Below are 14,325 nucleotides of genomic sequence, written 5' to 3' on the forward strand. Positions count from 1 at the left end.
AGCAAAGAAAAGGTGTGTATTCAACACCAGTGAGGTCGAGGAAGTTTGCCCTTTGGGTGATCGCTAAGTATTCATCCAAGACAACGCTCCTCGTACCGTCACTGGGAATACATACTGGAAAAACAGTAGCTAGGAGGAAGAAAGATGTTTCAACTGTCAACAAAGGAATTAGCAGAATTAGGTGCGGAGATTACAACAAGAGAAATCAAACAACAGCCAGAACTGTGGCAAGAAACCTTGACGATCTATCAAGAAAAGCAAGAGGCGATCGCGACTTTCTTACGTACCATCAAGCAAAAGACGGACAAACGAATCCGGGTGGTCTTCACGGGAGCGGGGACGTCGCAATATGTTGGAGATACGATCGTTCCTTACTTGAATAAGACGGGCGCAACTGCGGATTATCTTTTTGAAAGTATTGCTACGACGGATATCGTCGCTGCTCCAGAACAAGTTTTATTTGCGGATGAACCAACACTGCTCGTTTCTTTTGCTAGAAGCGGCAATTCACCAGAAAGTTTGGCGGCGGTCAAAATCGTCGATCAATTCGTTGCCGACAGCTATCATTTGGCGATCACTTGTGCAGCCGACGGATCTTTGGCACAACAAGCTGCCGCTGATGAAACGAGCTATCTGTTATTGATGCCTAAGAGGTCAAATGATGCTGGCTTTGCAATGACGGGAAGTTTTTCTTGCATGGCTCTTTCCGCACTGCTGATTTTTGACCAGACGCCTCTGACAGAAAAGGGGCATTATGTTGAAACCCTTAGCCGATTGGGGCAAGAAGTGATCGACAGAGAAACAGAACTCCAAGTACTGACGGACCGTTCCTTTAAGCGGATCGTTTACCTGGGCTCAGGCACGTTGTCGGGGTTGACCAGGGAAGCACAGCTAAAAGTATTGGAACTGACTGCGGGAAAAATCGCCACCGTGTTCGATTCTTCGATGGGCTTCCGTCATGGACCGAAATCATTCGTAGATGATCAAACCCTCGTCTTTGTCTTTGTCAGCGATACGTCCTACACGCGGAAGTATGATCTTGATATGTTGGAGGAATTAAAGAGTGACGGCATCGCCGCCGCAGTGACTGCTATCGGACAGCCAACCGCTGTGAATTTTTCAGGAACAAACTTTTTCTTTCCAGATGACACATCATTGCCAGACGGTTATCTAGCCTTAGCAGACATTGTCTTTGCACAAACGATCGCACTGCTGGCATCGATCAAAGTCGGCAATACACCGGATACCCCTTCGCCAACACGTACCGTCAATCGGGTGGTCAAAGGCGTGACGATTCATCCGTATAACGACTAACGATGACTGAGAAAACCCACCGCACGTATCTTTTCTTGTACGAAGTCGATACGTGCGGTGGTCAATCAGTCGAACGGCTTCATCAATAGACATTTTTATACGTGCTGACAACCGTTTCGCCAACGCTGAAAAAGTGAAAGCGGTTGATTCTTTGGCATGGACAAAAAAGGAGGAATTTTAATGAAAGCAACCGTAACGAAAGCCAAAAAAGCAGCGATGGATCGCCTGTCAACGAAAGAAGGAGTGATCGCAGCTTTAGCAATCGACCAACGAGGTGCCTTGAAAAAAATGATGGCAGCACTTGGCGTGGAGGCTGACGCAGAAAAAATCAGCCAGTTTAAAACGCTAGTCTCACAAGAATTGACCCCTTACGCGTCTTCTATTTTATTAGATCCAGAATATGGGTTGGCAGCTGCGCAAAGCCGTGATCCAGAGGCGGGGCTTTTGCTGGCGTATGAAAAAACCGGCTATGATGCGACTACGCCGGGACGTTTGCCTGATTTATTAGGGGAATGGTCGGTTGAGCGATTAAAAGCAGCTGGCGCAGATGCTATCAAATTTTTGCTTTACTATGATGTAGATGAAGATGCCCAGATCAATCAGTTGAAACATGTCTTTGTGGAACGACTCGGCAGTGAATGCCAAGCGGCTGATCTGCCCTTCTTTTTAGAAGTCCTTTCCTATGATGCTAAGCTGCCTGAAGTCGACTCAAAAGCATATGCGCAACGCAAACCAGAAAAAGTCATCGGATTGATGAAGGAATTTTCAAAACCGCAGTACAAAGTCGATGTGTTAAAAGTGGAAGTACCAGTCAACATGAATTATGTGGCAGGTTTTGCTAAGGAAGAAGCCGTGTATACCAAGGAAGAAGCTGCCGCGTATTTCAAAGCGCAAAGCGACGCGACGCATCTGCCGTTTATTTTTCTCAGTGCAGGGGTATCGGCCAGCTTATTCCAAGAAACGCTGGTTTTTGCCAAAGAAGCTGGCTCCACCTTCAATGGCGTCTTGTGCGGCCGGGCAACGTGGAAAGATGGTGTTGAACCCTTTGTAAAACAAGGAACAGAAGCAGCCAAAGAATGGCTAGCAAGTACTGGAAAACAGCACATCGAAGACTTGAATGAAGTGATCCAAAAGACCGCCACTTCTTGGTGGGACAAAGTCACGGTCGAAGAATAGTTTTTTCGCTGTTTGACAAGAGAAATGGCCAGTAATCAGACATCTTAAGGGCTTTTGAGAAGAAGTGGTAGGCTTCTGACTTAAGGCTTTAGGGTGTCTTTTTCTAGTGAAAAAAGGTTGATAGTATAACGGACGCTGCCCTCATCTAGACAAAAAAGGGTTAGCAAAAAATTATGAAAAAAAGTCAGAGCACTATGGATGATTTATCATAATTTTTTCATATAGACTAAGTTAACTTTGCTAGTTAAAAGAAAAAGAAGGGAAGAAAATCAATCCTAAAAGATTTGTTAACAGGTTAAGTCAAAAATCCCTCGAAATCTTTTCTCATTTTTCAGCAGTATTGCCAGTAGAAGATCGCTTGATAAAAAAGCCGTGGCTTGCTATTCTGTTCTGTAAATTGACAGAAGGAGATGGCGTATGAAGCAAATGGCAATCAAAGAGAATCCGTTTTTGACGCGTCTGGATTATCAGCGGGCATTGGAAGACATGATCGCTCCTTTGCAAGCAGCGATCTTGGCAGATGACTATTCAGGATTGAATCTAGGTAGCAGTGGGGCCGTGTATGACCGAACACGGGCTGAGATGGAAGCGCTTGTGCGTCCTTTGTGGGGGCTGGCGCCTTATTGGGGGGGTTGCCCAGATGATCCGTTACGAGCAGCTTATGTGGAAAAAGTGATAGCGGGGACAGATCCTGAACACGCATTTTACTGGGGAAGGATCACGGATTATGATCAATACATCGTGGAAACAGCCGCATTGTCATTGACCCTATTGTTGCAAAAGGATGCTTTTTGGACAGCGTTGCCGCAGAAGAACCAGCGAAAGCTAGTGGCTTGGCTTTCCCAAGCACTTGAGTGCAAGATTCCTAAGAACAACTGGACATTCTTCAAAGTGTTGATACGCGTTGCCTTGTTTCACTGTGGGGAACCGTTGGCAAAAGAAGAATTGTCCCAAGAGTTGGCATTGATCGATTCCATGTACGTTGGCGATGGTTGGTACGTAGACGGGAAAACGACGCAGCGAGATTACTACATTCCTTTTGCGTTTCATTATTACGGCTTGATTTCCGCTACATTTATGCAAGACGAAGATCCAGAATGGGCGCAGCGTTTTAAAGAGCGAGCCACGCTATTTGCGCAAGACTTCGTCTATTATTTTGATGAAGACGGCGAAGCCTTGCCCTATGGCCGCAGCTTGACTTATCGGTTTGCACAAGGGGCGTTTTTCTCGGCACTGGTTTTTGCAGATGTCGAAGCGATCCCATGGGGACAGGTGCGAGGACTACTAGCGAAGCACTTGCGCAATTGGATGGCACAGGAGATTTTCACTTTCGATGGTCGCTTGTCCATCGGGTACCACTATGAAAATCATGTGATGGCAGAAGGGTATAATGCACCAGGCTCGCCTTATTGGGGGCTGAAGACCTTTTTGCTTTTAGCGGTCGCAGAAACGCATCCTTTTTGGCGGGCTGAACCTGAGCCAATCAAAAGAGAGCCGCAAAAACGGATTGAAAAAGGCAATATGTTGCTGGTGCACAATGAAAAAAGCCATCATCTGTTGGGGTATCCTGCAGGCTTGATGCTTGAACAGCAAGCCCATGCTCAAGCAAAATACAGCAAATTTGTCTATTCGAGCAAACTTGGTTTCAGTGTGCCGAAAGCCGGCGTCACGTATGCCGAAGGCGCCTTCGATAGCACATTAGCTATTGCTCGAGATGGCAGCTATTTTCGCACGAAGGGCGCAGTCAGGGATTATCGAGTGACGGAAAAAGGCGTCTTTTACCAATGGGCGCTCTTTGAGGAGGTAGTGATTGAAACTGAGATTTATCCATTTGGTCAGTGGCATGTGCGCGTGCACGAGTTGACGACGACGATTTCGTTGGACCTTCGTGAGGGCGGGTTTAGTGTACCGCTGACTGGACGGTTGCCTCAGGCCCAAATAGGACCGACCTGGAGTCGAGTCAGTGAAGGAGGCTTTTGTTCTCAAATCATCAACATCGAAGGCTATCAACAAGCCAGTATTGTTCAGCCAGAAGCCAATACCTCCGTCTTTTTTCCAAGAACTAGTTTTCCATACTTAGCACAACATATTCCACCAGGGAAGCACCGTTTGATTTGTTTAGTCGGTGGTATCGTAGAAAAAGAAAGGAGCGATCCAAATGATTACGCTAGCAATAAAAAATAAGCAGGATCAGGTGATCGTCGGTCGCATCGACCATGAAAAAGAACCCGCGCCGTTTCAAGTTTCTGGTGATGATTTGGCCGTATTAGCCATTAAAAACTATCCCTATGAGGAAGGGGATAAGATCGTCGTTGAGGTGACGGGGGAAAATCCGTATTATGTCCTTCAGCTTGATGAAACCTTAGCACCATCACTGATCTATCTTTCCCAATCCACTTGGGAATATCAGATCCCTTGGACGGAATCTCATCGAAAGTCCTCGGTGGAAACGGCCTTTGCCTCGCAGCGCCATCACCTGATGGTGCGCAAAGCCCAGGCGTTTGAGATCACGAATTATCAAAATTTATCTTTCAATGCCCATGATCAAAAGTCAGCGACAGGGGCGTATCCTCATGCTTCAGCGAATGTGGAGACGCGAGATGATTCCGTCTTTTTTGCCAAGAATGCGATCGATGGAAAATATGGCAACCGATCCCACGGTTCGTATCCGTTTGCTTCTTGGGGCATCAATCAGCAAGCCGATGCTGCATTGACCATTGATTTTGGTCGTCCTGTCTTGATCGATCGGGTTCGCTTCCTATTACGGGCAGATTATCCTCATGATAGCTATTGGACCAAAGGGACCTTGGTCTTTGCTGATGGAGAAGAGCTGGTGGTGGAAACTACAAATACGGCGTCATTTCAAGAAGTTCGTTTTCCGAAAAAAGAAACGACTAAGCTAACCTATAAAGAGCTGCAAAAAGCAGAGGATGATTCCCCATTTCCAGCTCTTACACAAATCGAAGTATTTGGTTGGAACTGTTAAAAAAAAGAGGACAAGAGCATGACAGGTCTGCATTTGTGGGCAGTTGTCATGCTCTTTTTTTAGGAATCAATGAAGGAAGGTCGCTTTTTTTGTTCGTTTACGTTATAATGATTTCAGTTAATATGTTAACAAGTTAAGAGGAGGGTAAACATGCGTCTGCAAGAGAACAAACAACGCTTGATCCTGTTAGGAGAAAAAGTGACCGATGTGTGGTTAGCGGATAAAATCACCGCGTGCATCCAACAGATCGAAAAAAATAGTCAGCGCTTTGGCACACAGTTTCCTTCAGCCTGTGCCACCAATGGCAAATATCGGCTGAAAGGCAACGATGATTGGACCAATGGCTTTTGGACGGGGATGTTGTGGCTCGCCTATGAGTGGACCAAAGAGAAGAACTTTTTGACTCGAGCAATGGAGAATATCGACAGTTTTCAAACGCGCTTAGACGACCATTTTGTATTAGATCATCATGATATTGGATTTTTATATAGCTTATCTGCCGGTGCGGGCTACAAGATCACTGGCGATGAACACTGCAAGCAAGAAGTCATTCAAGCAGCAGATGTTTTGTTGGCACGTTTTCAAGAAAAGGGGGAATTTATTCAAGCTTGGGGCACTTATGGCGACCCACAAGAATACCGCTTGATTATTGATTCGCTACTGAACTTGCCGCTTTTATTTGCAGCAACCCAATTATCGGGAGAGACTCGTTACGCAGAGGCCGCGAGTAAGCATTATCAGACAGTGCGAAAGACTGTCATCAAAAATGACGCCACCACCTTTCATACGTATTATTTCGATCCTGAAACGGGGCAGCCAAGTCACGGTGCGACGCATCAAGGAAACAGCGACCAATCGATTTGGGCACGAGGGCAAAGCTGGGCGATTTTAGGGCTTCCTTTGAATGAAAGCTACTTGCATAGCCAGCCTTTTCCAGAAAATTATCCGCAGATCGTGGAGGTGTTTTTGGCTCATTTCCCCGCAGATCTCGTGCCGTATTGGGACTTTGATTTTAACGACCAACATCCTGCTGAAAAAGACAGCTCAGCTTTAGCGATCGCGGCTTGTGGCTTGTTGGAAGCAGAGAAAATGGAGGCATATCCTGATGCCCAAAAAATCGCTAAAGGGATGCTTTACCAATTAGGCGAGCAGTATGCAGCGAGCCAAGTGCCAGAAAATGAGGGCTTATTGCTGCATGGTGTGTATGCTCATGCGGAAGGCAAAGGCATCGATGAACCCAATCTTTGGGGTGATTATTTCTATTTAGAAGCATTGATCCGATTGGCATTGCCTAATTGGCGAAGATACTGGTAAAGGGGAAGACGACATGCGAACGTTTGAGATAAAAGAAGATTTTTTGTTAGATGGAAAACCAATCAAATTGATCAGCGGAGCGATCCATTATTTCCGCATGACACCGGCGCAATGGACAGATAGCCTCTACAATCTAAAAGCACTGGGAGCCAACACAGTTGAGACCTACATTCCTTGGAATCTCCACGAACCTCGTGAAGGAGTCTACGACTTTGAAGGAATGAAAGACATCTGTGCTTTTGTAAAGCAAGCCCAAGCGCTAGGCTTGATGGTCATTTTGCGGCCTTCCGTCTACATTTGTGCTGAATGGGAATTTGGCGGGCTGCCAGCTTGGCTGTTAAACGAACCGATGCGGTTGCGCTCAACCGACCCACGCTTCATGGCAAAGGTACGTAACTATTTCCAGGTCTTGCTGCCAAAGCTTGTGCCGTTGCAGATCACCCATGGGGGACCAGTGATCATGATGCAGGTGGAAAATGAGTACGGCTCTTATGGAATGGAAAAAGCGTATTTGCGCCAGACCAAGGAGTTGATGGAAGAATGCGGCATCGATGTACCCTTGTTTACTTCAGATGGGGCATGGGAAGAAGTCTTGGACGCTGGGACATTGATTGAAGACGACGTCTTTGTCACAGGCAATTTCGGCAGTCGTTCCAAAGAAAATGCGGCTGTGATGAAAGAGTTTATGGCAAAACATGGCAAAAATTGGCCCATCATGTGCATGGAATATTGGGATGGCTGGTTCAACCGCTGGGGCGAGCCGATCATCAAGCGAGACGGTCAAGACTTAGCCAATGAAGTCAAAGAGATGTTAGCAGTCGGTTCCTTGAATCTTTACATGTTCCATGGAGGCACGAACTTTGGCTTTTCCAATGGCTGTTCCGCTCGGGGGGCGCTGGATCTACCACAAGTGTCCAGCTATGATTACGATGCTTTACTGACAGAAGCAGGAGAACCTACCGACAAATACTATCAGGTACAAAAAGCCATAAAAGAAGCCTGTCCCGAAGTGTGGCAAGCCAAACCACGGACCAAGCAATTAGCGGCATTAGGAACCTTTCCCATCGAAAACAGTGTCTCGTTACTGGCCATCAAAGATCAGCTGATGGCACCGCAAGAAAACATGTATCCACTAACAATGGAAGCTGCCAGCACAGGCTACGGCTATTTGCTCTATTCGGTTCAGTTAAAAAACTATCATCGAGAAAACAAACTAAAAGTGGTAGAAGCTAGCGATCGGTTGCATATTTTTACCGACGGCCAATTACAGGCGATCCAATACCAAGAGACGCTAGGCGAGGAGCTGTTGATCCAAGGGGCACCAGATAAAGAAACCATTGAGCTAGATGTCTTAGTGGAAAACTTAGGGCGCGTGAATTACGGGTTTAAATTGAATGGGCCTACGCAAGCCAAAGGCATCCGTGGGGGCATCATGCAAGATATTCATTTCCACCAAGGCTATCGTCATTACCCATTGACGCTTTCCGCAGAGCAGCTACAAGCCATCGATTATCAAGCAGGAAAAAATCCGACACACCCCTCCTTTTATCAAACGACCTTCACGCTGATAGAGGTAGGAGATACGTTCATCGATTGCCGTGGGTATGGCAAAGGCGTCGTTATCGTCAACGGCATCAATCTTGGTCGCTATTGGCAACGTGGCCCCGTGCATTCCTTATACTGTCCGAAAGAATTTTTGAAAAAAGGCAGCAACGAAGTCGTGGTATTTGAAACCGATGGCGTGGAGATCAAGGAACTCGTTTTCTGTGATCAACCTGTCGTGGAATAAAAAAATAGAAGTAGAGACCCAAATTTACGCGGGCTCTACTTCTATTTTTGTTTTGAAATATTTCCAATGCTTGTAGCTGACGATGTATTCAGCGACACTTCCATCTGCTAAATAGGAGTGCTTGACTTGTTTAACCGCAGGCTCTCGGAAGCTCAGTTGCAATAAGTTCAACAATTCAGCATCATCAGGAAAGACGATTTCATTGGTTTCAACAGAAGCCAATGAGAAAAGGTCGATCGCAAAGTCTTTTCGGACCCGCTCATAAACACTGGCATATCGGTTGAGGTTTTTGGCGATCGGTTCTTTCATCAGTTTCTTCGGAAGATGAGTGATGTGAACCAAGAAAGGAACATCGCCAAAATAGCGGACTCGTTTGATTCGGTAGTAGGAAGCACTGGCAGCCAACCCTAATTCTTTCAAAATCTCGGGGTCATTTCCTTCTTCCACCGCAAGGACCTTGACCTTTTCTTGGTCCAGTGAATGCAGCTCGATGTCGGAAAACTTCACACTTTGAGATACTTTTGCTTTTGAAACAAAGGTCCCTTTGCCTTGGATGCGATACAGATAGCCAGCACTCGTCAATTCATTCAATGCTTTGACTGCCGTGATCGAACTAACAGAATACATTCGCTTGATATCCGCCTCTGAATAAAACTTATCGCCGGGAATGAATTTATGGTCTTTGATTTCTTGTAAAAGATCTTGCTTGATCTGCTCATACTTTGGCAACACAGTGGTTTCCCTCCATTCCATATGAATACATCAAGCATAACATGTTAAATCCTTTCCTGCCACTTAATTATTGTAGAAAATATGTTGTTTTCCAGTCTGTACAGTCCTAAAAAATAAAATTCAATATGTTAAGATATTAGGTTTACGGATGGCTTGCCATGTGGTATAGTATGCTTACAAGGAACATAACATGTTAAGTAGGGCGACCTACGAAGTAGGAGGGAAATTAGTGGAAAACATTGTATTGATCAGTCATGGCGGCATGGCAGAAGGGGTCAAAAGCAGTCTGGAGATGATCGTAGGCCAGCAAGCAAACGTTCACACCGTTTCATTACGACCAGATAGTGACAATCTGCAGTTTGAAAAAGAATTGAACGAGAAAATGAAAGCCCTTAACGGTTCAACATTGATTATTGCGGATCTATTAGGAGGAACCCCGTGCAACGTTGCAGTCAAGAATTATTTAGAGGATGACGAAGTGGCGATTTTCGCTGGAATGACATTGTCCGTAGTGATCGAGGCAGTCGTCAATCAACGAGCGACGATCAACGAGCTGCTTTGCTTAGCCAAAGAAAACATCGTTGATGTCAAAGCAGGGATGAACCAGGCAGAACAAGAAATTTTAGAAGAAAAGCAAGAGGAATTAGGGGATTACAGTGCGTATGCTGGGCAAGAAAATATCGTCAATAGTCGGATCGATGAGCGCTTGATCCATGGACAAGTTGCGGGTATCTGGTCCACCAGTTTAAACACGCAACGGATCATCGTGGCCAATGATGAAGCCGCCGCAGACCCATTACAAAAATCTTCTTTACGAATGGCAGCGCCAACTTCGATGCGACTTTCCGTCCTTCCAGTGGCAACTGCAGCCAAGAATATTCGCGCTGGTCGTTACGGCAAGCAACGGTTGTTTTTACTTTTCAAAAATCCCCAAGATGTTTTGCGTTATATTGAAGCAGATGGACCGATCAAAGCGATCAACGTCGGCAACATGAGCTACAAAGAAGGCGCACGGGAAGTGACTAAAAGCATTCAAGTGCTGCCAGAAGAAGAGCCGATCTTTGAAGCGATCGCCGCAAAAGGCATCACCGTCACGGCACAGCTTGTTCCCAATGAACCATCGATCGACTTTATGAAGAAATTACGAGGATAAACCAGGCAGGGATTGAATCGAGGAGAATATGTAGCGGAAAATTTGTCAAAAAACGAGTGTTTTTCACGATTTATCTGAGGCGACATAACGATCGATAACTAGCCAGTTAAGACTCGTTCATACAATTAGGAGGAAAATTCATGCATTTAGCAGCGTATCAAATCATTCTTATTATTGTTTATGCTTTTATTGCTATTAATGATTCACTTATTTCCAATACGTTGACCCAACCAGCGATCGCCGGAATGATTTCTGGAATGATCATGGGGGACTTAAAGACCGGTTTGATGGTCGGTGGGACCTTACAGTTGATGCGTTTGGGGATCGCCGCATTTGGTGGTGCATCCGTCCCAGATTATTTTACCGGCGCAGTACTGGGGACAGCGTTTGCCGTGATCTCAGGAAACGGCGCGGAATACGGCATCGGCTTAGCAGTTCCAGTGTCCTTGCTGATGCTGCAACTGGATGTCGTGGCTCGTTTTTGTAACGTATTTCTACTACACCGGATCGATAGAGCCATCGACAACATGCAAGTCAAACGAATCCCACGGTTAGTTTTATCGGGTTCTTTCTTATGGGGATTGTCACGGGCGATTCCGATTTTATTGATGCTTTTAGCTGGAGATGCAGTCGTTACGACGATTACCGATAACACGCCAGAATGGCTGATGATCGGACTAAAAACCGCTGGTGGCGTCTTGCCAGTCGTCGGGGTAGCGATCTTATTGCGCTACTTGCCAACAAAGCACTACATTCCTTATTTGTTATTAGGCTTCTTTTTAGCTGCGTATCTGCAAGTGCCAATGCTCGGCGTTTCCATCATTGGGCTCGTAGCAGCAATGTTAGTCTTTAAACGAGATAGCGAAAAAGGCACCGTTGCAACGGCAGCTGCTGGAGATTTTGAAGGAGGATATGATGGCGATGAGTGATCAAAAACTGACAAAAAAAGAGTTGAATACCATTAGCTGGCGCTATATTTTGGCAAGCCAATTAAACTGGAACTATGAGCGAATGATGAGTTCAGGCTACCTTTACGGCATCCTGCCCGTCTTGAAAAAATTCTATGGCCACGATGAAACCCAGCTGCAAGATATGCTGCGGACCCACAATCAATTTTTCAATACCAATGCGATCTTTGGGAACTTGATCATGGGAATCGATGTCGCGATTGAAGAACAAGATGGACACAAAGCCAAAGAAACGATCATCGCCTTGAAAACGGCCTTGATGGGTTCCTTGGCCGGTGTCGGTGACTCCTTGTTCCACGTGATTTGGGGAACAATCTTTGGCTCTGTTGCCGGCACATTAGCGCAAAATGGTTCCGTCGTTGGTTGTGTCATCTGGATCATCGCCAACATCGCGTTACTTTTCGGTCGGGCAGCGTTGCTACCTCTAGGTTACAAACAAGGGGTCAAATTAGTGACGACCTTGAAAGACAAATTATCGGCCTTCACCAATGCCGCAACCGTTTTAGGGGTCACAGTGATTGGTGCCTTGATTCCCTCTGTGGTCAAAGCAACTGTTCCTTTTGTCTATAAAAAAGATGGCGTCGAATTGGTGATCCAAGACACGTTGGATGCCATCTTGCCATCCCTTGTACCTATCTTGCTCGTCTTGCTGACCTACTGGATGTTAGGCCAAAAGAAACTAAATTCCACTCGAGTAATTTGGATCATCTTGATCTTGTCGATCGTTTTGAGTGCGTTTGGTATTTTGGGTTAAGAAAGAATCATGGTGTAAAAGGAAATGGGCAGCTGCTGTTATTGTTTTTTAAATCGTATAAGCAGTTAGGGTAGTCAACTCGTTGAATAAGAAAAAAATAAGAAGAGAGTGCAGAAAACCATTTTCGCACTCTCTTCTTATTTTTAAGCTTTACCCGACTGTTACGGAAAATGAATTGTCTTATTATGTGAATGCCGGGATTTTGAAGCCATTAGGGAAAGATTGAGACTTTCAAGAATCCATACATTCTATTTATCCTCGCAAGGACAATCAAATCACGGTATTATTAGCAGAGAAGCATCTTGATCAATAAACGAAAGCAGCGCAAGTTTTTCAATTTGGTTTAATTTTAAGTAAGATAGAGACTACGTGGAAAATAGTTAAGTAATTGATTTACGAATAGATCGATCATCGGGTATGGATAGTCATTTATAAGAAAGATTGCTTCAAACTGCGTTTAGAAGCTCAATTAGTTGTCGGGTAAATGGAATCCTTTATTGTATTTACGAGTAACTATAGAAAAGTATCGTTTTATAAGGAAGCCTTCTAGTCCAAGTATTTTCGTATAAAAATAATTAAATTACTAATAGTGAACTTGACCAATACCCCTGTTAAAAATAAAGAGTTAGCCAATCATAGACAGTAGAAAATTTTATATAAAGGAGCTTAGACAATGTACAGCCCAAGTGACTTAACGATAGAAAAGGCAATCAAATTATTAGATGATAAAGCTATTACACATAGAGACTTAATAGAACAATATTTAAATAGAATCTATGAAGTAGAACCATCAGTAAGAGCATTTTCCTATATTAAAGAAAAAAAGGATGTTATCAAAAGTTTGAGCAATAATGTTAAGAACAACAATAATAAATCCCCACTACTAGGCATTCCATATAGGTTAAAAGATATCATACATGTAAAAGACCTCCCACTGGAAGCGGGTTCAAAAACTATGGAAGGTTATATATCCGATAAAAACGCTACTATATTTAACAGATTGAACACAGCGGGAGCAGTCCTCATCGGTAAAACAACTACAGCCGAGTTCGCTAGCGGAGGCGGAGCCCCTAAAACAAGGAATCCTTGGAATCTTGAACATACTCCAGGAGGCTCAAGTTCGGGTTCTGCCGCAGCAATTTCATCAAACATGCTTTTATTTTCTATTGGCACACAAACGTCTGGCTCAGTTTTGAGACCTGCATCGTATAACGGAATTACCGCATTGAAGCCTACATTTGGGCAAATTAGCAAAGCTGGTATCATCCCAGCGAGTTGGAGCATTGATTGTGTAGGTATTTTTACAAAAAATGTCAGAGATTTAAAATACGTATATAACGAAATTGCTGGATATGATATTTTAGATCGTTATACCTATCCGTATCAAAATATAACTCTAAAATTGTCAGAAGGAAATCTATTAAAAAAATTCACCATCGGTATAATAAGTGATTCCTATTTTAAAGGATCTGAAGATGTCATGGCTATCTTTGAAGATGCTATTAAAGCCTTGAAAATCGAAAATCATAGTGCCCATAATTGTAAAATGCCAGCCTCATTCGAGGAAGCAAATAAAGCTCATGAAATTGTGGTAAATGCTGAAACAGCTGCGTATCATCAACTAAAATTTAATGAGGGAAAAGAGTTGTTTAGTACAGAACTTAGGGCTGATATAGAGGTTGGAAGTTCATATGCAGCAATTGATTATCTGCAAGCACAAGAAAATCGATGGGAATACAAAAAAAGTTTTAAATCAATTTTTGAAAATTTTGATTTATTGATTACTCCAGCAACCACAGAAACGGCGCCAAAAGGTATAGAAAAAACAGGTTCACCCAAATTTAATAAGCCTTTTTCTAATGCAGGTTTACCAACACTCACCCTATCGATAGGTACATCATCACTTACGAATTTACCAGTAGGTATTCAAATAATCGCAAATTTTGATTGCGAGCAGAATCTTATCGATTTAGGGGAACAGCTTCAAATCATTTTTGACTATACACATTTTACTTGTGATTTAGATTTAAGTAGTTAAAAAATTTTTTTGTAATTGCTAGAGTGAAAATACTTTTTTGACTACGGCTTTAACAGCTTATTCTTTCTAATCTTTTTTTTGATTGTATAAAAACTAATAGT

General features: G+C 44.1%; 11 protein-coding genes and 1 pseudogene. 11 read left to right on the forward strand and 1 reads right to left on the reverse strand.

Annotated elements, in window-relative coordinates; all coding sequences use genetic code 11:
• Nucleotides 1-144 precede the first annotated feature (144 nt).
• The 6 genes from IGJ25_RS02160 (at nt 145) to IGJ25_RS02185 (ending at nt 8,579) form a co-directional block, all read left to right on the forward strand.
• A complete protein-coding gene (locus IGJ25_RS02160; protein WP_081116121.1) occupies nt 145-1,314 on the forward strand; it encodes an SIS domain-containing protein in 1,170 nt (389 codons plus the stop codon).
• 180 nt (nt 1,315-1,494) lie between these two features.
• Nucleotides 1,495-2,490: a tagatose-bisphosphate aldolase gene (lacD, locus tag IGJ25_RS02165; protein WP_318248576.1), complete on the forward strand. Its 996-nt coding sequence runs from the start codon at nt 1,495-1,497 to the stop codon at nt 2,488-2,490.
• Nucleotides 2,491-2,907: 417 nt separating this feature from the next.
• The gene (locus tag IGJ25_RS02170; protein WP_225000644.1) at nt 2,908-4,674 is read left to right on the forward strand and encodes a DUF2264 domain-containing protein; all 1,767 of its coding nucleotides are present in this window, start codon (nt 2,908-2,910) and stop codon (nt 4,672-4,674) included.
• The gene (locus IGJ25_RS02175; RefSeq protein ID WP_010748599.1) at nt 4,649-5,476 is read left to right on the forward strand and encodes a DUF7402 domain-containing protein; all 828 of its coding nucleotides are present in this window, start codon (nt 4,649-4,651) and stop codon (nt 5,474-5,476) included. Before IGJ25_RS02170 ends, IGJ25_RS02175 begins: the two co-directional genes overlap by 26 nt.
• Nucleotides 5,477-5,626: 150 nt before the next feature.
• A complete protein-coding gene (locus tag IGJ25_RS02180; RefSeq protein WP_010748600.1) occupies nt 5,627-6,790 on the forward strand; it encodes a glycoside hydrolase family 88 protein in 1,164 nt (387 codons plus the stop codon).
• Between the two features lie 13 nt (nt 6,791-6,803).
• On the forward strand, nt 6,804-8,579 hold the full coding sequence (locus IGJ25_RS02185) for a glycoside hydrolase family 35 protein (RefSeq protein WP_010748601.1): 1,776 nt from the start codon (nt 6,804-6,806) through the stop codon (nt 8,577-8,579).
• 24 nt (nt 8,580-8,603) lie between these two features.
• Here IGJ25_RS02185 and IGJ25_RS02190 read toward each other — a convergent pair whose 3' ends face one another.
• Nucleotides 8,604-9,311, reverse strand: coding sequence for a GntR family transcriptional regulator (locus tag IGJ25_RS02190; protein ID WP_060791605.1), 708 nt, complete (start codon nt 9,309-9,311; stop codon nt 8,604-8,606).
• A gap of 190 nt (nt 9,312-9,501) precedes the next feature.
• Between IGJ25_RS02190 and IGJ25_RS02195 the strand changes: the two genes are divergently transcribed.
• The 5 genes and pseudogenes from IGJ25_RS02195 (at nt 9,502) to IGJ25_RS02215 (ending at nt 14,224) form a co-directional block, all read left to right on the forward strand.
• Nucleotides 9,502-10,464 (forward strand): PTS mannose/fructose/sorbose transporter subunit IIAB, encoded by a 963-nt coding sequence (locus IGJ25_RS02195; protein ID WP_081116118.1) that lies wholly within the window; start codon nt 9,502-9,504, stop codon nt 10,462-10,464.
• Between the two features lie 140 nt (nt 10,465-10,604).
• Entirely contained in the window at nt 10,605-11,393 is a 789-nt protein-coding gene (locus IGJ25_RS02200) for a PTS mannose/fructose/sorbose/N-acetylgalactosamine transporter subunit IIC (protein ID WP_081116117.1), read from the forward strand.
• Nucleotides 11,377-12,186: a PTS system mannose/fructose/sorbose family transporter subunit IID gene (locus IGJ25_RS02205; protein ID WP_005226799.1), complete on the forward strand. Its 810-nt coding sequence runs from the start codon at nt 11,377-11,379 to the stop codon at nt 12,184-12,186. The genes IGJ25_RS02200 and IGJ25_RS02205 overlap by 17 nt, the downstream gene beginning before the upstream one ends.
• 142 nt (nt 12,187-12,328) lie before the next feature.
• Nucleotides 12,329-12,574 (forward strand): annotated as a pseudogene (locus IGJ25_RS02210) (conjugal transfer protein); the annotation flags it as partial.
• A 285-nt stretch (nt 12,575-12,859) separates the two neighbouring features.
• Nucleotides 12,860-14,224 (forward strand): amidase, encoded by a 1,365-nt coding sequence (locus tag IGJ25_RS02215; protein WP_413118753.1) that lies wholly within the window; start codon nt 12,860-12,862, stop codon nt 14,222-14,224.
• Nucleotides 14,225-14,325 lie beyond the last annotated feature (101 nt).

This window comes from Enterococcus sp. DIV0240d (assembly GCF_051711245.1).
GTDB lineage: Bacteria > Bacillota > Bacilli > Lactobacillales > Enterococcaceae > Enterococcus_D > Enterococcus_D casseliflavus.